We start from the raw sequence: 24260 nt of genomic DNA on the forward strand, positions 1-24260 counted from the left end.
AGCCTAACGAGCGCCGCCGACATCCCGTCCTGGTCGGTGCAGCTCCGTGAGCAGACGCTGCGCGAGGGGCGTGCTCGGATCGGCGGGCGGGGGAGGGGAGGCTTCGAGGTCGGCGAGCTCCTCCTCCGCGTCGCGCACGGCCTTCGCAGCGCCCCACGCGCGGTACCAGGGCGCGGCCTCACGGGCCGCATGGGCTTCGCGCACGCGGATGCGCGCGGCCGTCAGCAGGGCCTGATACTCCGCCATGCGGCGCTCGGCCTCGGTGAGAGTGAGAAGGGGCAGATCGCGATCCTGCGCGGCCACCGCGATCCACGAGGAGGCCACCAGCATCACCACGCCGTTGACGCGGAACCAGAGCAGCAGACCGATGAAGATCGCGAACGTCGCGAGCAGCGGGTTGGACGGCGTGTAGCTGAGCAGGAAGCCCGCGCCGAACTGCAGGATAGTCATCGCGGCGCCGCCCAGGAGAGCGCCGGGCCAGATCGTCTGCCAGTGCAGGGAGGTCCCGGTGAGGAAGCGGACCATCGCCGCCAGTGCGCCCGACATCAGCGCGAAGGACACGATGACGGCGCCGATGCGGATGAGGATCACCCCGTTGGAACCGGAGTCCCAGCCCAGTAGGCCGAGGAGCCAGCTGAGGATGGCGGCGCTGGCCGAGCTGAGGACCGAACCGGCCACCAGGGAAGCTCCGAAGATCACCGCCGCGAGCAGGTCGCGCGCCTTCAGGATGACATAGCTGCGGCGATCGGGCGGCAAGCCGAAGATGTCTCTGGTCGCACGACGCGAGAAGGTGACCCAGCCGATCGCGGTCCAGATCACCGTGCCGAGCGCGATCAGTCCGGTGATGCTCAGGACCCCGGTCGTGCTCGCGGCGATGTCCTTCACCTGCTCGGGCGTGACCACTCCACCCTCGGGGAGGATCAGATTGGGGATGTAGCTGTTGATCATCGCGATGAGGGCGTCGACGGCCTCATCGCTGCCGCCGAGCCAGAGACCCGCGATCGCGAATGCGAGGTAGATCGCGGCGAAGATCGCGAAGAGCGCCTGATAGCTCACGCCCGCGGCGAGGAGGAATCCGTTGTGCTGAAGGAAATGGCGCCAGACCCGTACGGGGAACAGCCCGAGGGTGCGTTGGGTCAGTGCGGTCGCGCGCTCGACAGCCGCATCGAGGCGGCCGGACTCGGCCGCAGAGCCTTCGGGTTCAGACACCTCCCCACCCTATCCAAGAGGCGGGAACGCGAGAGCAGGGGGAGACACGAGAACAGGCGGCCCCGGAGCGGGACCGCCTGTTCTCACATGATGCCGGATGCGTCGTCAGGGACGCCCGCGGAGGATGGCCTGCTTGACCTCGGCGATGGCCTTGGTGACCTCGATGCCACGCGGGCAGGCCTCGGAGCAGTTGAAGGTGGTGCGGCAGCGCCACACGCCTTCCTTGTCGTTGAGGATGTCGAGGCGGACCGCCGCGTTGTCGTCGCGCGAGTCGAAGATGAAGCGGTGGGCGTTGACGATCGCTGCCGGTCCGAAGTACTGGCCGTCGGTCCAGAACACGGGGCACGACGAAGTGCACGCGGCGCACAGGATGCACTTGGTGGTGTCGTCGAAGATCTCGCGGTCGGCGATGGACTGCACGCGCTCCTTGCCCTTCTCCGGCACGGAGCTGGCGACGAGGAACGGCTGCACCTCACGGTACGACGCGAAGAACGGCTCCATGTCGACGACGAGGTCCTTCTCCAGCGGCAGGCCCTTGATCGCCTCGACGTAGATCGGCTTCGAGATGTCGAGGTCCTTGATCAGCGTCTTGCAGGCGAGGCGGTTGCGGCCGTTGATGCGCATGGCGTCGGAGCCGCAGATGCCGTGGGCGCAGGAGCGGCGGAAGGTCAGCGAGCCGTCGACCTCCCACTTGATCTTGTGGAGGGCGTCGAGCACACGGTCGGTGGAGTAGAGCTCCACGTCGTAGTCGACCCAGTGCGGCTCGGCGTCGACCTCCGGGTTGAACCGGCGGATGTTGAACGTGACGATGAAGGACTGGACACCGGTCTCTTCGGTCGTGTCGGCAGGTGCCTCTGCGATGGCGGTCGACATGCTCAGTACTTCCTCTCCATCGGCGGGTAGTTGAACTCGCCCTGCTCGTTCTTCGTGAAGACGACCGGCTTCCAGTCGAGCTTGATGTGATCGCTCGGTGTGGAGGAGTGCGGGTCGCCCGTGAGGTAGGCCATGGTGTGCTTCATGTACTTCTCGTCGTTGCGCTTCGGGAAGTCGTCGCGCATGTGGCCGCCGCGGCTCTCCTCGCGGTTCTGCGCGGCGTAGACGACGACCTCGGCGATGTCGAGGAGGAAGCCCAGCTCGACGGCTTCGAGCAGGTCGGTGTTGAACCGCTGGCCCTTGTCGTCGACGTGCACGTTCTTGTAGCGCTCGCGGAGCTCTGCGATCACGCCGAGCACGTGCTGGAGGGACTCGTGCGTGCGGAACACCTGCGCGCCCTTGTCCATCTCGTCCTGCAGGGTCTTGCGGAGGACGGCGATGCGCTCGGTGCCCTGGTTGTTGCGCAGGTCTTCGAGCATGCCGGACACGAATGCCGCGGGGTTCTCGGGGAGCGGCACGAACTCGGCGGTCTTGACGTACTCGACCGCGTTGCGGCCGGCGCGCTTGCCGAAGACGTTGATGTCGAGAAGCGAGTTGGTGCCGAGACGGTTGGCGCCGTGCACCGAGACGCAGGCGCACTCGCCGGCGGCGTAGAGGCCGGGGACGACGGTGGTGTTGTCCGCGAGGACCTCGCCGTCGTTGTTGGTCGGGATGCCACCCATGGCGTAGTGCGCGGTGGGCATCACGGGCACAGGCTCGACGACCGGGTCGACGCCGAGGTACGTGCGGGCGAACTCGGTGATGTCCGGGAGCTTGGTCTCGAGCACCTCGGCGCCCAGGTGCGTGCAGTCCAGCAGCACGTAGTCCTTGTGGGGACCGGCGCCGCGGCCGTCGAGGACCTCCTGCACCATGCAGCGCGCGACGATGTCACGCGGCGCGAGGTCCTTGATCGTCGGGGCGTAGCGCTCCATGAAGCGCTCACCCGAGGCGTTGCGCAGGATCGCGCCCTCGCCTCGTGCGCCCTCGGTGAGAAGGATGCCGAGACCGGCGAGGCCGGTCGGGTGGAACTGGAAGAACTCCAGATCCTCGAGGGGGAGGCCCTTGCGCCACACGATGCCGACGCCGTCGCCGGTGAGGGTGTGCGCGTTCGAGGTCGTCTTGAAGATCTTGCCGAAGCCGCCGGTCGCGAAGATCACGGCCTTGGCCTGGAAGACGTGCAGCTCGCCGGTCGAGAGGTCGTACGCGACGACGCCCGAGACCTGGGTCTTGCCGTCGGCGTCCTTCACCGTCAGCAGGTCGAGCACGTAGAACTCGTTGAAGAAGTTGATGCCGAGCTTGACGCAGTTCTGGAACAGCGTCTGCAGGATCATGTGGCCGGTGCGGTCGGCGGCATAGCAGGCGCGGCGGACCGGGGTCTTGCCGTGCTCGGCCGTGTGCCCGCCGAAGCGACGCTGGTCGATCTTGCCCTCGGGCGTGCGGTTGAAGGGGAGACCCATGTTCTCGAGGTCGATGACCGCGTCGATGGCCTCCTTCGCGAGGATCTCGGCCGCGTCCTGGTCGACGAGGTAGTCGCCGCCCTTGACGGTGTCGAAGGTGTGCCACTCCCACGAGTCCTCTTCGACGTTGGCGAGCGCTGCCGCCATGCCGCCCTGCGCCGCACCGGTGTGCGAGCGTGTCGGGTACAGCTTGGAGATCACCGCGGTCTTCGCCCCGGGGCCCGCTTCGATGGCGGCACGCATGCCCGCCCCACCGGCTCCCACGATGACGATGTCGAACTGGTGGTAGTGCACGCCGTCACGGACGACGGAATCCTGCGTCTCGGTAGTCACTTCTCGTATGCCTTCTTCTAGTTCCCGACGATCGCGGCGCATTCGGACCAGAGGACGCTGTCCTCGGTCACACCCAGGCACGGGTCGAACGTGAAGACCACGAGCGTGCCGAGGATGATGAGCAGGCCGGCGGCCAGCCCGAGCGCCCAGACCAGCGCCTTGCGCGCCGTGCTGTTCGTCACGTAGTCGTTCACGATCGTGCGCATGCCGTTGGCGCCGTGGATGAGTGCGAGCCACAGCATCAGCACGTCCCACCACTGCCAGAACGGCGTGGCAAACTTGCCCGCGATGAACGCGAAGTCGAGGGCGTGGATGCCTTCGCCGACCATGAGGTTGACGAACAGGTGGCCGAAGATCAGCACGACGAGCACGATGCCCGAGGCGCGCATGAAGATCCAGCCCCACTTCTCGAGGTTGACCCCGCGTCGGCGACGCACCGGGGCGGCGGCGATGGTCTGTGCAGACATCAGTGTCCCCCTCCGAATCCGGCGAACGCGAGCATCAGATGGCGGGGCACGAAGCCGGCCATGATGATGCCCCACACCAGCAGGACGCCCCAGAACAGCTGACGCTGGTACTTGGCACCCTTCGACCAGAAGTCGACGGCGATGATGCGCAGTCCGTTCATCGCGTGGAACACGATGCCCGCCACGAGCACGACCTCGCCGAGGGCCATGATCGGGTTCTTGTACGTGCCGATGACGGCGTTGTACGCCTCCGGCGACACCCTGATCAGCGCCGTGTCGAGCACGTGCACCAACAGGAAGAAGAAGATGGCGACTCCGGTGATGCGGTGAAGCACCCACGACCACATGCCTTCGCGACCCCGATAGAGGGTGCCGCGGGGGGTCTTGGACGTGGTTTCCGAAATCGACGGTGTCAAGCGGGCGCTTGTGGACACGGTCGTCCTCCCTGGATCGATGTGACTCGGTCGCGTGCGCTGCGCTTGTCCAAGTGTGAGCCTGTCGAAGTGTCAGGCACGCCCGATCGGAGTCCATCCTATTCCTGTCAGATCACTGGGAGCGACGAAGGGGAACCTAAGTGTCTCGATGTCGAGATGTCCACTGCGGCTACCCTGGGCAGGGTGAGCGCACCCATCAAGGATTTCTACGCAGTGATTCCCGCCGGCGGCATCGGCAGCAGGCTGTGGCCGCTCTCCCGGGCGGACGCACCGAAGTTCCTGCACGACCTGACGGGTTCGGGCCACTCGCTGCTGCGCGACACCTGGGATCGACTCGTCCCGCTCGCCGGTGCTGACCGGATCGCGGTCGTCACCGGCCGCGCCCACCGGGCGGCCGTCGAGGCCGAGCTGCCGGGGATCCCGGATCTGAACGTCTTCCTGGAATCGGAGCCGCGCGAGTCGGCGGCGGCGATCGGCCTCGCCGCTGCCATCCTGCATCGCCGCAATCCCGACGTGATCATCGGCTCGTTCAGTGCGGACCACGTGATCCGCGGCACGCGGGTCTTCGAGTTCGCGGTGCGCGACGCCGTCGAGGTGGCGCGGGAGGGGTACATCTGCACGATCGGCATCACGCCGACGGAGCCGGCGATCGGCTTCGGCTACATCAAGATGGGGCCGGAGCTCGTGGTCGACGGTGCGCGCGAGGCCGCCCTCGTGGAGAGCTTCGTCGAGAAGCCCGACCTCGAGACGGCGAAGGAGTACATCGCCGATCGCGGATACCTCTGGAACGCGGGCATGTTCATCGCCAAGGCCAGCGTGCTGCTGGACGAGCTGGCCGTGAACGAGCCCGAGCTCCACGCCGGGCTGCTCGAACTGGCCGAGGCCTGGGACGACCGCGATCGTCGAGGTCCGGCGGTCGATCGGATCTGGCCGCGCCTGAAGAAGATCGCCATCGACTACGCGGTCGCCGAGCCCGCCGCCCGACGCGGGCGTCTCGCCGTGGTCCCCGGGCACTTCGACTGGGACGACGTGGGCGACTTCGCCTCACTGACCAAGCTCATCACCAACGGCCGCAAGAACGACCTCGCCGTGCTCGGGCCGAACGCCCGCGTGCTGACCGACGGTGCGAGCGGAATCCTCGTCAGCCAGACCTCGCGCGTCATCAGCCTGGTGGGGGTGCAGGACATCGTCGTGGTCGACACCCCCGACGCGCTGCTGGTCACGACGGTGCAGCATGCGCAGCGGGTGAAGGGTGTCGTCGAGTCGCTCAAGCTCACCGGCCGGGGGGACGTGCTCTGACGTCTGCTCCGATGAGCACTCGCCCACGCTCATCGGGTGTCTTGATTTCAGCTTGGTAACCATTGGCCAGCACGTGGGGCACGGGCGTGCACAAAAACCGAAACAGTAGGTAACTTTGATCGATCCGCGATGGCCGCGGTTTCGTTGAGGGAGGCATCAGTTGACCATCTCCACCACCAAGAAGCTGCTCGGCGTCACCGTCGCCGCTGGCGTCGTCTTCGCACTCGCCGGTTGCGGTCAGGCGCCGACAGACAAGCCCGCCGGCTCCGGCGAGCCGGTCGCCTCCGACTTCCTTCCCTGCCTCGTCTCCGACGCCGGCGGATGGAACGACAAGTCGTTCAACCAGTCCGCCAAGGAGGGCATGGACAGCGCCGCCGAGGAGCTGGACATCAAGCCGCTCGAGTTCGAGTCGGCGAATGACAACGACTACGCGCCGAACCTCGAGACCGCGGTCTCCGAGGGCTGCTCGCTCATCGTCTCGGTCGGCTTCAAGCTGTCCGCAGCCACGGTCGAGTCGGCTCTCGCGAACCCCGACATCGACTACGCGATCATCGACGACTGGGCGGACAACGACTTCGACGGCAACGTCGACGCCCCGAACATCAAGCCCCTGGTCTTCGACACGGCTCAGGCCGCATACCTCGGCGGCTACGCTGCCGCGTCATGGTCTGCCCAGAGCGGTGTGAACAAGGTCGGCACCTTCGGCGGAATGCAGATCCCGTCGGTCGCCGTGTTCATGGACGGCTACCAGCTCGGTGTCGAGAAGTACAACGAGGACAAGTCCGCAGCCGTCGAGGTCTTCGGCTGGGACGAGGCCACGCAGAAGGGCTCGTTCACGGGTGGCTTCGACGCGAACGACACCGCCAAGCAGACCGCACAGGGTGTGCTCGACCAGGGCGTCGACGTCATCCTCCCGGTCGGTGGCCCCGTCTACCAGAGCGCGGCTGCGGCGATCGCCGACAGTGGCAAGGACACCCTGATGCTCGGTGTCGACAGCGACCTCGCCGTCGCCGACCCCGAGGTGGCCGGCATCACGCTCGTCTCGATCATGAAGGCGATCGACGTCGCCGTGAAGGACGCGACCCTGGCCGCGGCCAAGGGCGAGTTCGACCCGGCCCCGTACGTGGGCACGCTCGAGAACGAGGGCGTCAAGCTCTCCGGCTTCGGCGACTTCGAGTCGAAGCTCCCGGACGGTCTGACCGACGAGCTCAAGGCTCTGCAGGAGCAGATCATCTCGGGCGACATCACGGTGGAGTCTCCGAACTCCCCGACCTCCAAGTAAATCCGTCGCAGTTCCCGCACGGGGCGAGTGGTGAGCAGGCTGCCACTCGCCCCGTGTCGTGGACGGACGACGATTCTCCTCGATGACTCTTCTGGATGACTCTTCTGGATAAGGTGCAGATATGAAGCTCGAACTTCGCGGCATCACCAAGCGATTCGGCACCCTCGTTGCCAACGACCACATCGATCTCGTGGTCGAACCGGGTGAGATCCACGCGCTGCTCGGTGAGAACGGCGCAGGCAAGTCCACCCTCATGAACGTGCTCTACGGCCTGTATCAGGCGGACGAGGGCGAGATCCTCCTCGATGACGAGGTGCAGCGCTTCCGCGGTCCCGGTGACGCGATGGCTGCGGGGATCGGCATGGTCCACCAGCACTTCATGCTCGTCCCGGTGTTCACCGTGGCCGAGAACGTGATGCTCGGACACGAGCAGACCAAGGCCCTCGGCAGGCTCGACATCGCGAAGGCGCGAGAGCACGTGCGGTCGGTCGCGGCCCGCTTCGGTTTCGACATCGACCCCGACGCGCTCGTCGGAGACCTTCCCGTCGGCGTGCAGCAGCGCGTCGAGATCATCAAGGCGCTGTCACGCGACGCGAAGGTGCTCGTGTTCGACGAGCCCACCGCGGTGCTCACACCGCAGGAGACCGACGAGCTGATGAGCATCATGCGTCAGCTGCGCGACGAGGGCACGGCGATCGTGTTCATCACGCACAAGCTGCGCGAGGTCCGCGAGGTCGCCGACAAGATCACCATCGTGCGTCTCGGCCGTGTCGTCGGCGAGGCGTCTCCGACCGCGACCAACGCCGAGCTCGCCTCGCTCATGGTCGGCCGGGCCGTCGAACTCACCGTTCACAAGGAGCCGCCGCGCCTGGGCGAGGGCGGGTTCGAGGTCAGGGGCCTGCGCGTGCTCACTCCCACGGGGGCGATCGTCGTCGACGGCGTCGACTTCGTCGTCCGCCCGGGGGAGGTGCTCGCGATCGCGGGTGTCCAGGGCAACGGCCAGACCGAGCTCGTGGAGGCCATCGTCGGTCTCGCCGCCCGTGTCGAAGGCAGCATCGAGCTCGACGGCAACGAGCTCGTGGGCAAGAGCGTGCGGGCGATCCTCGACGCCGGTGTCGGCTTCGTACCGGAGGACCGCACGGAAGACGGCCTGGTGGCCGGATTCTCCGTCGCGGAGAACCTGATCCTCGACCGTTCGGACGACCCGGAATTCAGCCGCGCGGGTACCCTGCGTCGCTCGGTGCTCGACGAGTTCGCCCGTGCGCGCATCAAGGAGTACGACATCCGCACCCAGGGTCCGGAGACCGCCGCAGGAACACTGTCCGGCGGCAACCAGCAGAAGGTCGTCATCGCCAGGGAGATGAGCCGCGATCTGCGCCTTCTCGTCGCGGCACAGCCCACCCGCGGCGTGGATGTCGGCTCGATCGAGTTCATCCACAAGCGGATCATCGAGACGCGCGACGCGGGCGTGCCCGTGATCGTCGTCTCCACGGAGCTCGACGAGGTCGCAGCTCTCGCCGATCGGATCGCGGTCATGTACCGCGGCACGATCGTCGGTATCGTCCCCGGCGACACGCCTCGGGAGACGCTCGGACTCATGATGGCCGGAGCGGCCGAAGGGGAGGTGGCCGCGTGAGCGGAGCGACACCCGGCGCAGGAGATGTGACCAAGGGGATCCCGCCGCAGGAGCTCGCCACGAGCACCGGCACCGTCCCGCGCGACCCGTCGGACGTGCCGCCGCCCCCGCGCGGCAACGTCATCCTCAAGGAGATCCTCCGCGGCAATGCGGTCACCACGATCCTCGCGATCGTGCTGGCGCTCATCGTCGGCGGTGTCCTGATCGCCTTCACGAACGAAGACGTTCTGGAAGCATCCGTCTACTTCTTCGCACAGCCCGGTGACACGTTCGTCGCCGCCTGGAACGCCGTGTACAACGGCTACGAGGCGCTGTTCCGCGGCGCGATCTTCAACGCACGCGGAGCGGACTTCGCGGCGCAGATCCGCCCGCTGACCAACACTCTCGGCTTTGCGGCACCACTCATCGCGGCCGGCCTCGGCGTGGCGCTGGCATTCCGCGTCGGCCTGTTCAACATCGGTGCTCGTGGTCAGATGCTCATCGGTGTGGCCGTCGCCGCGCTGCTGACGTTCTCGCTCGACCTGCCGATCTGGCTGCACATCCCGGTCACCCTCATCGCCGGTATCGCCGGCGGTGCGCTCTGGGGTGCGATCGCGGGACTCATCAAAGCGCGTACGGGTGCGCACGAGGTGATCCTCACGATCATGCTCAACTACATCGCGTACTACCTGCTGCTGTGGATGATCCGCACGCCGGGGCTGCTGCAGAAGCCGGGGACGAACCAGGCCCTCGGCTCGGCTACCCCGGAGAGCGCCCAGTTCCCGACGTTGCTCGGACCGCAGTTCCCGCTGCTCGACCTCGGCTTCGTGATCGTCATCGTGGCGACCCTGTTCGTCTGGTGGCTCATCGAGCGCTCGTCGCTCGGCATGCGGATGCGCGCCGTGGGCGAGAACCCGCATGCGGCACGCGCCGCAGGTATCAGCGTGCAGCGCATCTATGTCTACGCGATGCTCTTCGCCGGCGGCCTTGCGGGTCTCGCCGGGATGAACCAGATCCAGGGTGCTGTCACCACGGGCGTGACCGAGACGATCGATGCCGGCATCGGCTTCGACGCGATCACCGTCGCCCTCCTCGGACGCAGCCGCGCCTGGGGCACGTTCGCCGCGGGCATCCTGTTCGGCGCGCTCAAGGCAGGGTCCTTCTCCATGCAGGCGCAGGACATCCCGGTCGACATCGTGCTGGTCGTGCAGTCGCTCGTGGTGCTGTTCATCGCCGCGCCTCCGCTGCTGCGCACGGTGTTCTTCCTCCCGAAGACCGATATCGAGAAGGCGGCCAGGCTCAGAGCCAAGGCCGCGAAGAAGGCGGTGGCGGCATGATGTCCCTCGTGCAGACTCAGGCCGCCGACGGCACGGTGCAGTTGGCGACCGTGAAAGAACGGCACCTCAAGGCGCCGATCGTCCTGGCCGGGGCCACTGTGCTCCTCGCCCTGCTGTTCCTGCTCGTGCCGCGTGACGGTATCAGCACGTTCCGCCTCTCCGACCAGTCCTCGGCGCTCGCGCTGCCGGATGTGGCCCTCCCGACGGCGTCGACGTTCTGGGTCGTGTTCGGCATCCTCGTGGTGCTGACGGTCGGGGCCTTCCTCCGTGCCTGGACATACCGCTCGCCGTCGCTCTGGCTCGTCATCGCATTCAGCGTGCTGGCCGTCTTCGCTTTCCTCGTCTGGGCTTCGGCCGGCGGGCTCGTGCCGGTGACGAGCCTGCTGTTCGGCGCGGTCTCGCTCTCGGTGCCTCTCGTGTTCGGTGCTCTGGGCGGCGTCATCGGCGAGCGTGCCGGCGTCGTGAACGTCGCGATCGAGGGGCAGCTGCTCCTCGGCGCGTTCTCCGCGGCGCTCCTGTCGAGCATCACCGGCAACCCGTTCGTCGGCCTGGTCGGCGCGATGATCGGCGGCGTCCTGGTGGCGAGCGTCCTCGCCGCGTTCGCGATCAAGTACCTCGTCGAGCAGGTCATCGTCGGTGTCGTGCTCAACGTTCTCGTCACCGGTCTCACGGGCTTCCTCTACGGCGCGCTGCTCGCGCCGAACGAGGCGACGCTGAACAGGCCGGTGCGCTTCCCGCGCGTCGAGATCCCGGTGCTGAGCGACATCCCGATCATCGGTCCGGTGCTCTTCAACCAGACGTTCATCGGGTATCTGATGTTCATCACGGTCGCGGTCGTGGCCTGGGGCCTCTACCGCACCCGGTGGGGTCTGCGGCTGCGTGCCGTCGGCGAGCATCCGCAGGCGGCCGACACCGTGGGCATCAAGGTGAACCCCACCCGATTCTGGAACGTGCTGCTCGCCGGCGCGATCGCCGGCATGGGCGGTGCCTACTTCACGCTCGTCTCGGTTCCGCAGTTCGGCAAGGATATGACCGCCGGTCTCGGCTTCATCGCCCTCGCCGCGGTGATCTTCGGTCGCTGGGACCCGATCCGCGCGACGCTCGCGGCACTGCTGTTCGGTTTCGCCACCAACCTGCAGAACCTGCTGTCGATCCTGAAGACACCCATCCCGGGTGAGTTCATGCTGATGCTGCCGTACGTGGTGACGCTGCTGGCGGTCGCCGGGTTCGCGGGTCAGATCAAGGCGCCTGCCGCCGACGGCAAGCCCTACATCAAGTCGTAGCCCGCCGGGAAGAGAGAAGCATCGCAATGACGGACATCGACTGGGATGAATTGCGCCAGGTCGCAACGGACGCCATGACCAAGGCCTACGCGCCGTACTCGCGCTACCGCGTGGGGGCGGCCGCCCTCGTCGGCGACGGTCGCATCGTGGCCGGTTGCAACGTGGAGAACGCGTCGTACGGCGTGACACTGTGCGCGGAGTGCGCTCTGGTCGGCGACCTGCACATGTCCGGCGGCGGCCAGCTCGTCGCCTTCGTGTGCGTCAACAACGAGGGGCAGACCATCATGCCGTGCGGACGCTGTCGCCAGCTGCTGTTCGAGCACGCGATGCCCGGGATGCTCCTGGAGACCGTCTCCGGAATCCGCACGATCGACGAGGTGCTGCCCGATGCGTTCGGGCCGCGCGACCTGGAGGAAGCACGATGACCGCTGCAGAGGCTCAGGGAGCCATCGAACCGTTCGACGCGATCGATGTGATCCGTGCCAAGCGCGACGGCGGTGCCGTACCGGAGCCGGCCCTGCGGTGGATGGTCGACGCCTACACCCGGGGCTACGTCTCGGACGCGCAGATGGCATCGTTCGCGATGGCGATCTTCCAGCGCGGCATGGAGCGCGACGAGATCCGCGTGCTGACCGACGCGATGATCGCGTCGGGGGAGCGGATGAGCTTCGCCTCGCTCGGCAAGCGCACGGTCGACAAGCACTCCACGGGTGGCGTGGGCGACAAGATCACGCTGCCGCTCGCCCCGCTTGTCGCCTCGTTCGGCGTGGCCGTGCCGCAGTTGAGCGGTCGGGGCCTCGGTCACACCGGTGGCACGCTCGACAAGCTCGAGTCGATCCCCGGCTGGCGCGCGGCCCTCAGCAATGAGGAGATGTTCGCGCAGATGCAGGGCGACGTGGGCGCGGTCATCTGCGCTGCGGGCTCCGGCCTCGCCCCGGCCGACAAGAAGCTGTACGCGCTCCGCGACGTCACCGGCACCGTCGAGGCGATCCCGCTGATCGCCTCGAGCATCATGTCGAAGAAGATCGCCGAGGGCACGGACGCTCTCGTCCTCGACGTGAAGTTCGGATCCGGCGCCTTCATGCAGGACATCGACCGCGCCCGTGAGCTGGCGCGCACGATGGTCGCCCTCGGTACCGATTCCGGCGTTGCGACGACCGCGCTGCTGACCGACATGAACGTGCCGCTCGGACTCGCGATCGGCAACGCGAACGAGGTCCGCGAATCGGTCGAGATCCTCGCCGGAGGCGGACCCTCCGATGTGCGCGAGCTGACCATCGCCCTGGCACGCGAGATGCTCGCCCTCGCCGGGCAGCCGGACGCCGACGTGGAGGCCGCGCTCGACGACGGTCGTGCGATGGACACCTGGAAGGCCATGATCCGCGCCCAGGACGGCGACCCGGATGCCGCGCTCCCGACGGCCCGCGAGACCCATCAGGTGCTGGCCCCGGCCGACGGCATCCTCACGCGCATGGACGCCCTGCCCTTCGGAGTCGCCGCGTGGCGTCTCGGCGCCGGACGCGCCAGGGCGCAGGACCCGGTGATCTTCGAGGCGGGCATCGATCTGCACGCCAAGCCGGGTGACCGCGTCGTCGCCGGACAGCCGCTGTTCACGCTCTCCGCTGCGGAGGAGGCACGATTCGGCAGGGCGCTCGACGCGCTCGAGGGCTCCTGGGAGATCGGCGACGAGGCTCCGGCGACCGGTCCCATCGTTCGCGAGCGCATCACGGCGTGACCTCGGACCGCTAGCCTGAACTGAGCACATCCGCGACCGAGAGGATCACCATGTCGATCGATGCGAACGGCGACGTCACGCTTCAGGGGGTCTCCCTGCGGAGCCTGCCCAAGGTGTCGCTGCACGACCACCTCGACGGCGCGCTGCGGCCCGCGACGATCATCGAGCTCGCGGACGCGATCGGCCTCGAGGTTCCGGAATCGGAGCCCGCGGCCCTGGGATCGTGGTTCGCGAAGCAGAGCGACTCCGGATCGCTGGTCGAGTACCTCAAGACCTTCGACCTCACGACAGCCGTGATGCAGACCCAGGAGGGGCTCACGCGCGTCGCGCGCGAGTTCGTCCAGGACCTCGCGGCCGACGGCGTCATCTATGGTGAGGTGCGCTGGGCTCCCGAGCAGCACGTGGCCCGCGGGCTCACGCTCGAGCAGACCGTCGAAGCCGTGCAGCAGGGCATCGAAGAGGGCGAGGACGCTGCAGACCGCTCCGGCCGCAGCATCCGTGTCGGTCAGCTGATCACGGCGATGCGGCACACCGATCGCGCCCTCGAGATCGCCGAGCTCGCGGTCGACTTCCGTGGACGCGGTGCCGTGGGCTTCGACATCGCCGGCCCCGAAGACGGCTTCCCGCCGTCGAACCACCGCAAGGCTTTCGACTACCTCGCCGAGAACTTCTTCCCCGTCACGGTGCACGCGGGAGAGGCGGCAGGCCCTGCCTCCATCCGCTCGGCTCTGCTGGACGGACGCGCGCTGCGGCTCGGCCACGGTGTGCGCATCGCCGAAGACCTCGAGGTCATCACGCAGGAGGGCGACGAGGTGCAGGTGCAGTTCGGCGACCTCGCGCGCTGGGTCCGCGATCGTGAGATCCCGCTCGAGCTCTCGCCCTCGTCGAACCTGCAGACCGGTGCGATCGCCGCGTGGGGCAACACGATGGTGGATCACCCCTTCGACCTGCTCTACCAGCTCGGATTCGCGGTCACCGTGAACGTCGACAACCGCACCATGAGCGCGACGTCGCTCACCCGTGAGCTCGCGCTGCTCGTCGAGGCGTTCGAATACGATCTCGACGACCTCGAGACGTTCCAGTTCAACGCCGCCGCGGCCGCTTTCCTCCCGGTCGAGGAGCGCGAGGAGCTCGTGGAGATGATCGCCGAAGGATTCGACGCCTGATCATGGCTTCCGGGGGGAAGAAGCGGCGCGGACGCACCGCCGTCATCGTCAGCGCCATCGCGGCAGTCGTCGTGCTCGCGGGTGGCACCGCGGCCTTCGCGTGGCTGAATCGCACGCCGGAGAACACCGTTCCGAAGGCGCAGAGCGCGACGATCGAGCATCCGCTGACGCCGGCGGAGCAGATCGTGGCGGATGCGGACGATCCGCGTGCCTGCGCGGTCACGTTCACGGGCGAGGGCGCCCCCGCCGACCCGATGCTCCAGTTCCAGGATGCTCTGTACCAGGGGCTGCCGATTCCGCAGCTCGAGGGTCGGGTGTTCGCCGGCTGGTATGCGACCGCGGCGGACGCGGGAGCCTTCACAGACGCCGCTCGTGTGAACGGCGCCGACCCCGTCGTGTGCGCGGAACAGCAGGTCGAACTCTTCGCGGCGTGGAAGACCCCGGAGGAGAATGCAGCGGCGAACGTGCGCGTGCCCATCCTCATGTACCACCAGTTCACAGCCAACCCCGAGGGGGAGAAGGGCTGGCTGCGGGGCAACTACGCGTACATCGGAGACTTCGACGCGCAGATGAACCACATCGCGACGACGGGCTTCTACCTTCCCACCTGGGATGAGCTCAGTGCCTTCATCGACGGTCGGCTCTCGCTTCCGGCGAAGAGCGTGATCATCACCGACGACGACGCCGACCAGTCGTGGTTCGACCTCGCGGTGCCGGTCGTCGACAAGTACAAGCTGCTCAGCACGTCCTTCATGATCACGGCCTATCGGCAGGATCCGGCACCGTCGATCTATGTGCAGCGCCGATCGCACACGCACGACATGCACCAGGCCGGCGACAACGGCAAGGGCCGGATGGTCAACTGGAGCGCCGACCAGATCGCTGCCGACCTCAAGACGTCGGCCGACATCCTCGGTGTGGGGCAGGTCGTCGCCTACCCGTACGGGCACTACAACGACACGACCAAGCAGGGTGTCGCCCAGGCCGGCTACGAGATGGGACGCACGATCGAACCCGGCTACGTCAAGATCGGCACGGACAGGTTCGCTCTTCCCGTCGTGCGCATCGACTACGGCATGGGGCTGGACGCGCTGGTGTCGCGCATCGGCTGAGTATCGATCACGAGGCAGGATGGTGCGCATGTCCTCCATGCCCGAACCTGTGCCCGCTTCCGTCTTCATCGTCGGCCCGGCCTCCTGGAACAGGATCGTCGTGCTCGACCGGCTTCCGGAACCCGTGCCGCACATGCAGTTCGCCGAGGATACGTGGGAGACGGTCGGAGGCACGAGTGCGGGCAAGGCGCTCGGACTGACCGCGCTGGGCCGGACGACGCTGCTCCATGCCCTGGCCGGGACGGACGCGGAGGGCAATCGTGTGCGCGAAGCGCTGCAGGCGGCCGGGGTGCAGACGCACTGGGGCGACGGCCTCACCGAACGGCATCTGAACCTCATGACACGCGAGGGCGGGCGCGTTTCGCTGTATCTGTCCACGCCCGAGGCGACGGAAGGCGAGCAGGACGCCTGGGTGCGCGACGCGATGAGTGCGGCAGACGCCGTCGTGCTCGACCTCGCGGCGGAACCCCTGCGTCTGCTGCCCCTCGCCCGATCGACCGGCACACCGATCTGGGTGGACGTGCACGACTACGACGGCACGGCGGATTTCCATCGGCCGTTCCTCGACGCCGCGCACACGGTGTTCTGCAACGCCGATCAGCTCGATGACCCGGTGGCATTCCTGCGTTCGCGCATCGCGGCGGGCGCAAGCCTGGCCGTGTGCACCCTGGGGGCGGACGGGGCGGTCGCAGTCGACGAACACGGCGCAGTGCATCGGGTACGCGCAGAGCCCGTCGAGGTGGTCGACACCAACGGCGCGGGCGATGCCTTCCTGGTCGGCGTGCTCGATGCGCGTCTCGACGGGGTGGGCGTCACCGCCGCACTCGAAGCAGGGGCGCGGTCGGCGGCATCGGTCCTTCGCACGCGGCATCTGCATCCGCTGCTCGACCCGATCCTCGGGACAGCGGGGGAGTGATGCTCAGGGCACGAGAGGCGCGAAGAAGCCTTCGGTCAGGCGCGTGACTTCCGCGTGCATCTCGTCCTGCGAGATCGTCGGCGTGCCGTCGCCGTCCTGCGGGCCGTAGTCGCCGAAGGAGGCGTGCGAGGCCCCCTCGATCTCCTCCATGACGGCGTCTGCGGGCAGCTGGTCCCGGGCACCGGCGATCTTGTCCGGAGTGGAGAGCCCGTCCTCGCTTCCGGACAGGCTCAGCACGGGAAGACCGCTCTGGGAGAGATCGTTCGCACAGTACGACGCGAACAGCACGAGCGCATCGGCGTCAGACGCGAGCTGGCACGCGCGCACCCCGCCCAGGGAGTGTCCGCCGACGCTCCAGACATCGACGTCGGGGGCTGCGGAGGTGAAGGCATCGAGGCCTCGCGGATCGAAGAACGCCAGGTTCAGCCAGGGGCGTGTGATCACGACCGTGACTCCGTCTTCTGCCAGCCCCTGCAGGATCGCGGCGTACGCCCAGGGATCCACCTTGGCGCCGGGGATGAAGACGAGGCCGAGGTCCGATTCTCCCTCGGCCGGAGCGAGCACGATGCCCTGGGCGGCGTCGGTGACGGTGATCGCCGGGTTCTCCCGCACGGCCGCGAGCGGCTCCGGCGCCGCGGCCATGACACCGATCTGGGTCCACGCGAGCACTCCGCCGACGGCGAGCACCAGCACGATCGCGACGCTCCACAGCACGCGCTTCAGGATCCGGCGAGACTTCTTCTGCACGGGACAACGCTACTCCGCGCTGCGGGGAGGCACGCCGTCGGTCAGCGGGCAGAGGTCATGCCGGCGTCTCCAGGACACGCCTCTCGTGCCGCACAGCACCCCGGTAGGCATCCTTGCTCACGTAGTACGCCATCCGGTCGAGGCCCAGGTAGTGATAACCACCGGTCACATCGGGCCAGGGCGTTCCGGTCACCCGGTCGCGGAACCGGGCCGCGCGCGCCGGGTCCTCTTCGACGGCGGAGAGGTAGGCCGCGAGAAGCTCGGCCTGCTCGAAACGGCCCTGCCACCCGATGCCCGAGGCTTCGATCATCCCCATCACGTAGAGACCGTTGAACGATGCGGGAAAGACGTTGAGGAACAGTCGGGGCGACGCACCGCGCCAGTGCAGGTGCTCGCGGTCGACGAACGGGTAGTCGAGGGTGTACCCGGTCGCGAGCAGCACGAGGTCGTAGTCGTCGGCGGTGCCGTCGCGGAAGCGCACGGTCGCCCCGTCGAAGCGGTCGATGTCGGGGCGGATGCGCAGATCGCCCTGACCGAGGTGGTTCAGGATCATGGTGTTCACGATCGGGTGCGACTCGTAGATGCGATAGCCGGGCTTCGGGAACCCGAACCGCACGGGGTCGCCCGTGAAGGCCCGCAGCACGCGACTGTCGACCGCCTGCTTGACGCGTGCCGGCAGCGGGCGGCCCTGGTTCAGGGTGTCGCTGGGCTTGCCGAACAGGTAGCGGGGAACGAAGTAGTACCCCCGGCGGACGCTCATATCGACGGAGACCGCATGGTGCACGGCATCCACCGCGATGTCGCAGCCGGAGTTGCCCGCGCCGATCAGCAACACCCGCCTGCCCGTCAACTGATCGGCAGACTTGTAGGCGCTCGTGTGCAGCAGCTCCCCCGTGAACTCTCCGGGGAACGTCGGCACATTCGGCTCGGCGAGCGTGCCGTTCGCGAGCACGACTCCCTTGTACCACCGGGTCTCCACGCCACCGGGGCCGGCACTCGTGAGGTCCCAGCCCCCGTCGCGCGGTTCGAGGCGGGTGACGCTGGTGGCGAATCGGAACAGCCGCGTCAGCTCGAAGTGTCGGGCGTAGTCCTCGAAGTACTCCTTGAGAACCCGGTGGCCGGGGTAGTCGACCCGTGAGCGCATGGGGAACTCCGCGAACTCGGTCGTCGTGCGCGAGGAGATGAGGTGTGCTGACTCGTACATCGTGCTGCGGGGATTGCCGATATCCCACAGTCCTCCGACGCCGTGCGAGGCCTCGTAGCCGTCGACCTCGATCCCGCGCTTCTGCAGTGCGCGTGCCGCAGCGAGGCCGGACGGACCAGCGCCTATCACGGCATATCTGTTCATGTGGCTCCCCGTACATCCGTGTACTTCCGCACGCCGTCGTGCTCGAAAAACGCCCCCGCCCACCGATCGTATCGGCAGGCGGGGGCGTCGATCAGTGACGCGTCAGGCGGCTGCGATGTCTTGCTGCCGAGCGGCGACGGCATCCCGGATCAGCGGGAACAGCGGGTGCTCGGGATCGAGACCGGTCGCGCGCGTGGTGAACCCGGAAGGATCCTCCGTGCGCAGCAGTTGCTGCAGTTCGACCGACTGCTCGTCCGCGGGATCGTCGAACTCGAGTGCGGCCGAGACAGCGGCGACCAGGGCCTCGCTGGGCAGCCCGCGCTCTGCGGCCATGGCGGCCGGCCCCACGAAGCGTTCGTGCCGTGAGATCTTGCGCAGCGGCTGGCGTCCGACCCGCTGCACGGTGTCGATGAGCGCGGGATTGCGGAACCGGTCGAGGATCGTCGCGCGGTAGGTCGCGAGGCCGTCAGGATCCAGGCCGTGCTCGGCGACCAGAACGGCCGATGTCTCCTCGAGCGCCGCCGAGACGCTCGCCGCGATGGCGGGGTCGGCGAGGGCGTCCGAGATGCGCTCGATGCCCGCGCGGGCACCGAAGTATGCGGTGGCGGCGTGGCCCGTGTTCACCGTGAAGAGCTTGCGCTCGATGTACGGGGCCAGCTCGTCGACGAAGTGCGCGCCGGGGATGTTCGGCAGGTGGCCGCCGAAGGGCCCCGACTCGATCGCCCACTCGAAGTAGGGCTCGACCGTCACGTCGACGCCGGAACCCTCCGGCTGCGCCGGGACGATGCGGTCCACCGCGGTGTTCGCGAAGACCGCTCGCGCCAGTAGCGTCTCGGCATCCGGACCCGCGGCCGCGATGATCTCGCGGCGCAGCAGATCGGTGGCGCCGATCGCGTTCTCGCACGCCATCACCTGAAGCGGCGCGGCGGTGGGGGAGCGCAGAGCGAGTCCCGCGACGATCGACGGTGCCACGAACCGCAGCACCGTCGGGCCGACCGCGGTCGTGACGACGTCGGCTGATGCGACTTCTTCCGCCACCACGGCCGGATCCCTGCGGCTGTTCACCGCACGGAAACCGGTGACGACGTGATCGGTCCCTCCGGGGCCGGCCTCGTGCACGGTGTACGAGTCGACCGCGTTGATCGCATCGACCAGCGCGTCGGCGACGTCCGAGAACACGACCTCGTACCCGCCCTCGCGCAGCAGCAGACCGACGAATCCGCGTCCGATGTTACCCGCCCCGAAGTGGACCGCCTTCATCCCTCGTTCACCTCCGAGAGGAGGGCGTAGAGCTCCTCCGCGGTCTTCGCTGCGGACAGCCGGGCCACGTCGTCCTCCTCGGAGAACAGGATCGCGATCCGGGAGAGGATCTCCAGGTGCTCGTCGCCCACTCCGGCGATGCCGATCACGAACGTCGCAGGGTCGCCGGACCAGTCGACACCGCCGTCATAACGGACGACGGACAGGGCGGAAGCGAGGATCGTGTCCTTCGCATCGTTGGTGCCGTGAGGGATCGCCAGCCCGTTGCCCATGAAGGTCGAGACCGTCTCCTCGCGCTGGCGCATCGCGTCGACATAGGCCGGGGTGACGGCTCCGGCGGCGACCAGGATGTCGGTCGCCTCCTGGAGAGCCTCGTCCCGTGAAGCTCCTCCGGGATGGATGCGGACCTGTTCGGGGGTGAGAACGCTCATTCGTTTTCCTTTCGCTGTTCACGCACCATCTCGACGACCTCTTCGTACTTGGGCGAGTTCATGAAGTTGTCGACCGACACGTGGACCGAGTTCGGCGACTTCGCCTCGGCGCGCTCGGTGAGCTGCTGCTGCGTGATCACCACGTCGGCTGTTCCGTCGAGGTTCGCGATCGCCTGGTTGGTGACCGTGATGTCCTCGATGCCGGCCTTCTTGAGCTTGTTGCGCAGCACGCTGGCGCCCATGGCGGAAGAACCCATGCCGGCGTCGCAGGCGAACACGATGCGCTCGATCGGTGCGGCGACGAGTGCAGTCGTGCTCGCGGCGGCGGCGGCCTCGGGGGCCGTGGTCGCGGTCGACGTGCGCAGCGAGTCCATGGCAGCGGACGACTTGCCCTTGTTCGCCTCGGTCTGCGCGATCGCGGCGCCGAAGGTGTCGCCTTCGGCCTCGAGATCACGCTTGCGCGATGCCCGAAGGATCACACCGGTGATGAGGAAGGTGACCGTGGCGGCGATGATGACCGACAGGTATACGACCAGCAGGTTGCCGACGCCCGGTCCGATGGCAGCCGCGGTCACGGCGATGATGCTCCCCGGTGCAGCCGGGAATGCCAGACCGCCGCCGAGGACCATGTTCGTGGTGACTCCGGCCGCGCCACCAGCGATGAGCGCGAGAATCGTGGTCGGCTTGCTCAGCGCATACGGGAAGTAGATCTCGTGGATGCCGCCGAAGAACTGGATGATCGCCGCACCCGGTGCGGAGGCCTTCGCGGCGCCGACGCCGAAGAACGTGAAGGCGAGCAGCAACCCGAGGCCCGGGCCGGGGTTCGCCTCGATGAGGAACAGGATCGACTTGCCGGTCTCTGCGGCCTGCTCGATGCCGAGCGGCGTGAACACACCGTGGTTGATGGCGTTGTTGAGGAACAGCACCTTGGCCGGCTCGACGATGATCGACACGAGCGGCAGCAGGTTCAGCGAGACGAGCCAGTCGACGGCCGTACCGAGCACCGCACTGATGCCGAGCATCACGGGTCCGAACACGAAGAAGCCGACGATCGCGAGGATCATGCCGAGGATGCCGGCGGAGAAGTTGTTGACCAGCATCTCGAAGCCGGGGCGGATCTTGCCCTCCCAGATCCGGTCGACCTGCTTCATGATCCAGGCGGCGATCGGCCCCATGATCATGGCGCCGAGGAACATCGGGATGTTCGTGCCGACGATCACACCGACCGTGGCGATGGAGGCGACCACACCGCCGCGCTCGCCGTAGACCATGCGGCCGGCGGTGTTGGCGATCAGCAGCGGCAGCAGGTACGTGACCATCGGGCCGACGAGGCCGACATAGGCGAGGATGTTGCCGTCGGCGCCCTCGGCCACCGTCGTCATGGCTCCCTGCCAGCCGAGGATGACGGAGTCGCCGCCGCCGCCGAGGATCTCGGACACGCCGGCCCAGTGCCAGCCGAACGGGCTCTCGGCACCGAAGAACCCCTTGGGGATGAAGAGCATCGTGATGAAGCCCCAGGCGATGAAGGCCGCGATGTTGGGCATGATCATGCCTGAGAGGAATGTGCCGAAGCGCTGCACTCCTACGCGGAGGCCGCCAGGTTTGGTGGCGGCAGGTGACGTCGTCGTCATGATGTCGTCTCTTTCTTGTGGAGGGGGAGTTCCGCGGCGAGAGTCGCCACGGCGGTTCGGGCGGAGGAGGCGTCGTCGGCAGCCAGGGCGGCCTGGGCGAGGCTCCGCGCCTCGGACGGGGTGCGCTCGGACAGCGCGTGTCTCACATCGGCGAGGGCCGACGGCGCCATCGAGAGGCTGGTGGCGCCGAGTCCGACCAGGACCACGGCGAGCAGCGGATCGGCCGCAGCCTCGCCGCAGATGCCGACAGGCTTGCCGAGACGGGCACCCGCATCGCCGACCTCGCTCACGAGGCGGAGGACGGCAGGGTGCCAGGGGTCCTGGAAGCCGGCGACGGAGCCGAGCATGCGGTCGGCGGCCATCGTGTACTGCGTGAGGTCGTTGGTGCCGATCGAGGCGAAGTCGGCGTGTGCGAGCACGCGGTCGGCGAGCAGCGCGCTCGCCGGGATCTCCACCATGACGCCGGCGGTCTTCAGTCCGTATTCTCGGGCGAGGCCCGTGAAGTAGATCGTCTCCTCGACCGTCGCGACCATGGGGGCCATCACCCAGAGGTCGGCCTCGGTCGCAGCGTCGGCTTCCGCGAGCGCGGTGAGCTGTTCGCGCAGGATGTCCTCGCTCGCACGGAGGGCCCGCAGACCCCTGAGCCCGAGCGCCGGATTCTCCTCGTGCGCGTCGTTGAGGAAGGCCAGCGGCTTATCAGCGCCGGCATCCAGCATCCGGACCACGACCTTCTTGCCGGGGAACGCCGCCAGGAGCTCGCGGTACGACTCGCGCTGCTGTGCGATCGTCGGCGCCTGAGCGGAGGAGAGGAACAGGAACTCGGTGCGGAACAGCCCGACGCCCTCGGCCCCCCGAACGACCGCATCGGCCGCGTCTGCGGGCTTCCCCAGATTCGTGAGCAGCGCGACAGGCGTGCCGTCGGCGAGGGCGCCGGGGGTCGGTGGGGCGGAGTCCGCCGACTGACGAGCGGCCGCGCGCTCCGTGGCACGGGCCTTCTCGTCGTCCGTCGGTTCGCGTGTGACGACGCCGCTCGCAGCATCGACGATCACGGTCTCGCCCGTGGTGAGCATGTCTCCGTCGGCGACTCCGACGATCGCGACGATGCCCTTCTCCCTGGCGAGGATCGCGGTGTGGGATGTGGGACCGCCGTCCGTGGTGATGAGCGCGAGCACCTGGTCGAGGTCGAGGAGTGCCGTGTCGGCGGGGGCGAGGTCGCGTGCGACCAGGACGAACGGGTGGCCCGGGTTCGGAACGCCGGGGGCTTCGACCCCCCGAAGACGGGCGAGCACTCGCTGTGCGATGTCGTCGAGGTCGGCCGCGCGCTCGCCGAGGTAGCCGCCGACGGCCTCCAGCGTGGCGCGGAACCCGGCGAAGGCGTCGTGCACGGCCCATTCCGCCGTTGCTCCGGCGTCGATCCGGGTGTCGACCTCGTCCTGGAGCGTCGGGTCCTCGGCGATCATCGCCTGCGCTTCGAGGACCTCCTGTGCGGATCCTCCCGCGGCCTCACCTCGGGCGTTCAGCTCGTTCGCGACGATCGAGACGGCGTCTCGGACCCTCGAACGCTCGGCTTCCGCACCCGCGGTGCTGGGTGTGTTCTCCGGAGCGGGCAACGCTTCGGCCATGCGGACGATCGGTCCCTGGGCGACCCCGAGACCGATCCCCACCCCACGAAGCTCGCTCATCCGGCGGAGTCCTGGTCGTGATCGGTGGTGAGGAGCTCGGTGAGCGTGTCGAGCACGTTCTCCGCTCCGTCTCCGTCGGCCGTGAGGGTCACGTAGTCGCCGTGTTCGATCGCGAGGGCGATGACCCCGAGGATGCTGGCCGCGTTGACCGGCTTGCCCGAGTCCTTGGCGATCGTCACAGCGATGCCGGAGTCCTTCGCCGCCTGTGCGAAGAGCTTCGCGGGGCGGGCGTGCAGCCCGTGGGAGGAGCCGATCCGGACGGTGCGGGTGGCGGTCATGGTGTTCCTTTCGGGGTTTCGCCGACGGCGGCGAGGATCGAGCGGGCGAAGACGAGTGTGCGTGAGCCGTCGCGGTCGGCGAAGACATCGTCCGGGAGGACGGCGACCGGGACGCTCGCGCTGTCGCGGATGGCATCGAGGCGGTCGCTCAGGTGCGGGCCGACGAGGACGAGGTCGGGATCGGAATCGGCGACGGAGCTCTCCATGCCGGCCGCCGCGTCCCAATCGAGACCGGCTGCGGCTGCCGCTCGGCGGAGCCGTTGTGCGACGAACGTGCTCGATGCGCCCGCACCGCACACCACGAGAATCCTCATCGATGCCCACCC

23 protein-coding genes are annotated in these 24260 nt (G+C 68.0%); 10 read left to right on the forward strand and 13 right to left on the reverse strand.

Annotated features, from left to right (window positions below; genetic code table 11):
- Positions 1-3 precede the first annotated feature (3 nt).
- From ACFVWL_RS13065 to sdhC, 5 genes are all read right to left on the reverse strand, one after another.
- Entirely contained in the window at positions 4-1209 is a 1206-nt protein-coding gene (locus tag ACFVWL_RS13065; protein ID WP_387183319.1) for a YihY/virulence factor BrkB family protein, read from the reverse strand.
- Between the two features lie 105 nt (positions 1210-1314).
- Positions 1315-2082: a succinate dehydrogenase iron-sulfur subunit gene (locus ACFVWL_RS13070; RefSeq protein WP_387183322.1), complete on the reverse strand. Its 768-nt coding sequence runs from the start codon at positions 2080-2082 to the stop codon at positions 1315-1317.
- A 2-nt stretch (positions 2083-2084) separates the two neighbouring features.
- Positions 2085-3911 (reverse strand): succinate dehydrogenase flavoprotein subunit, encoded by a 1827-nt coding sequence (gene sdhA / locus ACFVWL_RS13075; RefSeq protein ID WP_387183324.1) that lies wholly within the window; start codon positions 3909-3911, stop codon positions 2085-2087.
- Positions 3912-3928: 17 nt separating this feature from the next.
- Positions 3929-4378: a succinate dehydrogenase hydrophobic membrane anchor subunit gene (locus ACFVWL_RS13080; RefSeq protein WP_387183327.1), complete on the reverse strand. Its 450-nt coding sequence runs from the start codon at positions 4376-4378 to the stop codon at positions 3929-3931.
- Positions 4378-4812: a succinate dehydrogenase, cytochrome b556 subunit gene (sdhC, locus tag ACFVWL_RS13085; protein ID WP_072591539.1), complete on the reverse strand. Its 435-nt coding sequence runs from the start codon at positions 4810-4812 to the stop codon at positions 4378-4380. Before sdhC ends, ACFVWL_RS13080 begins: the two co-directional genes overlap by 1 nt.
- Before the next feature lie 183 nt (positions 4813-4995).
- Here sdhC and ACFVWL_RS13090 point away from each other — a divergent pair, with 183 nt between their 5' ends.
- The 10 genes from ACFVWL_RS13090 (at position 4996) to ACFVWL_RS13135 (ending at position 16557) form a co-directional block, all read left to right on the forward strand.
- Positions 4996-6111 carry a mannose-1-phosphate guanylyltransferase gene (locus tag ACFVWL_RS13090; RefSeq protein ID WP_387183331.1) on the forward strand — a complete coding sequence of 372 codons (1116 nt, stop codon included), beginning with the start codon at positions 4996-4998 and terminating at the stop codon, positions 6109-6111.
- 160 nt (positions 6112-6271) lie between these two features.
- Positions 6272-7393: a BMP family protein gene (locus ACFVWL_RS13095; protein WP_387183333.1), complete on the forward strand. Its 1122-nt coding sequence runs from the start codon at positions 6272-6274 to the stop codon at positions 7391-7393.
- Between the two features lie 121 nt (positions 7394-7514).
- Entirely contained in the window at positions 7515-9029 is a 1515-nt protein-coding gene (locus ACFVWL_RS13100) for an ABC transporter ATP-binding protein (protein WP_387183336.1), read from the forward strand.
- Positions 9026-10345: an ABC transporter permease gene (locus ACFVWL_RS13105; protein WP_387183339.1), complete on the forward strand. Its 1320-nt coding sequence runs from the start codon at positions 9026-9028 to the stop codon at positions 10343-10345. The genes ACFVWL_RS13100 and ACFVWL_RS13105 overlap by 4 nt, the downstream gene beginning before the upstream one ends.
- Positions 10345-11628 (forward strand): ABC transporter permease, encoded by a 1284-nt coding sequence (locus tag ACFVWL_RS13110; RefSeq protein WP_387183627.1) that lies wholly within the window; start codon positions 10345-10347, stop codon positions 11626-11628. The genes ACFVWL_RS13105 and ACFVWL_RS13110 overlap by 1 nt, the downstream gene beginning before the upstream one ends.
- A 26-nt stretch (positions 11629-11654) precedes the next feature.
- Positions 11655-12053, forward strand: a complete 399-nt coding sequence (locus tag ACFVWL_RS13115; RefSeq protein ID WP_017828470.1) for a cytidine deaminase — start codon at positions 11655-11657, stop codon at positions 12051-12053.
- A complete protein-coding gene (locus ACFVWL_RS13120) occupies positions 12050-13363 on the forward strand; it encodes a thymidine phosphorylase (RefSeq protein WP_387183342.1) in 1314 nt (437 codons plus the stop codon). The genes ACFVWL_RS13115 and ACFVWL_RS13120 overlap by 4 nt, the downstream gene beginning before the upstream one ends.
- A gap of 50 nt (positions 13364-13413) precedes the next feature.
- On the forward strand, positions 13414-14529 hold the full coding sequence (locus ACFVWL_RS13125; protein WP_387183344.1) for an adenosine deaminase: 1116 nt from the start codon (positions 13414-13416) through the stop codon (positions 14527-14529).
- 2 nt (positions 14530-14531) lie between these two features.
- On the forward strand, positions 14532-15641 hold the full coding sequence (locus ACFVWL_RS13130; RefSeq protein WP_387183346.1) for a polysaccharide deacetylase family protein: 1110 nt from the start codon (positions 14532-14534) through the stop codon (positions 15639-15641).
- Positions 15642-15669: 28 nt separating this feature from the next.
- On the forward strand, positions 15670-16557 hold the full coding sequence (locus ACFVWL_RS13135; protein WP_387183349.1) for a carbohydrate kinase family protein: 888 nt from the start codon (positions 15670-15672) through the stop codon (positions 16555-16557).
- Between the two features lie 3 nt (positions 16558-16560).
- On the opposite strand, the gene ACFVWL_RS13140 is transcribed toward ACFVWL_RS13135, so the two are convergent.
- From ACFVWL_RS13140 to ACFVWL_RS13175, 8 genes are all read right to left on the reverse strand, one after another.
- A complete protein-coding gene (locus ACFVWL_RS13140; protein WP_387183352.1) occupies positions 16561-17304 on the reverse strand; it encodes an alpha/beta hydrolase in 744 nt (247 codons plus the stop codon).
- Between the two features lie 55 nt (positions 17305-17359).
- The gene (locus tag ACFVWL_RS13145; RefSeq protein ID WP_387183354.1) at positions 17360-18652 is read right to left on the reverse strand and encodes a flavin-containing monooxygenase; all 1293 of its coding nucleotides are present in this window, start codon (positions 18650-18652) and stop codon (positions 17360-17362) included.
- A 102-nt stretch (positions 18653-18754) separates the two neighbouring features.
- Positions 18755-19912: a mannitol-1-phosphate 5-dehydrogenase gene (locus tag ACFVWL_RS13150; RefSeq protein ID WP_387183355.1), complete on the reverse strand. Its 1158-nt coding sequence runs from the start codon at positions 19910-19912 to the stop codon at positions 18755-18757.
- Positions 19909-20343, reverse strand: coding sequence for a PTS sugar transporter subunit IIA (locus tag ACFVWL_RS13155; protein ID WP_387183358.1), 435 nt, complete (start codon positions 20341-20343; stop codon positions 19909-19911). Before ACFVWL_RS13155 ends, ACFVWL_RS13150 begins: the two co-directional genes overlap by 4 nt.
- Positions 20340-21974 (reverse strand): PTS mannitol transporter subunit IICB, encoded by a 1635-nt coding sequence (locus ACFVWL_RS13160; RefSeq protein WP_387183360.1) that lies wholly within the window; start codon positions 21972-21974, stop codon positions 20340-20342. The genes ACFVWL_RS13155 and ACFVWL_RS13160 overlap by 4 nt, the downstream gene beginning before the upstream one ends.
- Positions 21971-23656, reverse strand: coding sequence for a phosphoenolpyruvate--protein phosphotransferase (gene ptsP / locus ACFVWL_RS13165; protein WP_387183362.1), 1686 nt, complete (start codon positions 23654-23656; stop codon positions 21971-21973). Before ptsP ends, ACFVWL_RS13160 begins: the two co-directional genes overlap by 4 nt.
- Entirely contained in the window at positions 23653-23934 is a 282-nt protein-coding gene (locus ACFVWL_RS13170; RefSeq protein WP_387183365.1) for an HPr family phosphocarrier protein, read from the reverse strand. The genes ptsP and ACFVWL_RS13170 overlap by 4 nt, the downstream gene beginning before the upstream one ends.
- Positions 23931-24248 carry a PTS sugar transporter subunit IIB gene (locus ACFVWL_RS13175; RefSeq protein WP_387183366.1) on the reverse strand — a complete coding sequence of 106 codons (318 nt, stop codon included), beginning with the start codon at positions 24246-24248 and terminating at the stop codon, positions 23931-23933. Before ACFVWL_RS13175 ends, ACFVWL_RS13170 begins: the two co-directional genes overlap by 4 nt.
- Between the last annotated feature and the right edge of the window lie 12 nt (positions 24249-24260).

It is taken from the genome of Microbacterium sp. NPDC058269, assembly GCF_042881445.1.
Taxonomy (GTDB): Bacteria; Actinomycetota; Actinomycetes; order Actinomycetales; family Microbacteriaceae; genus Microbacterium.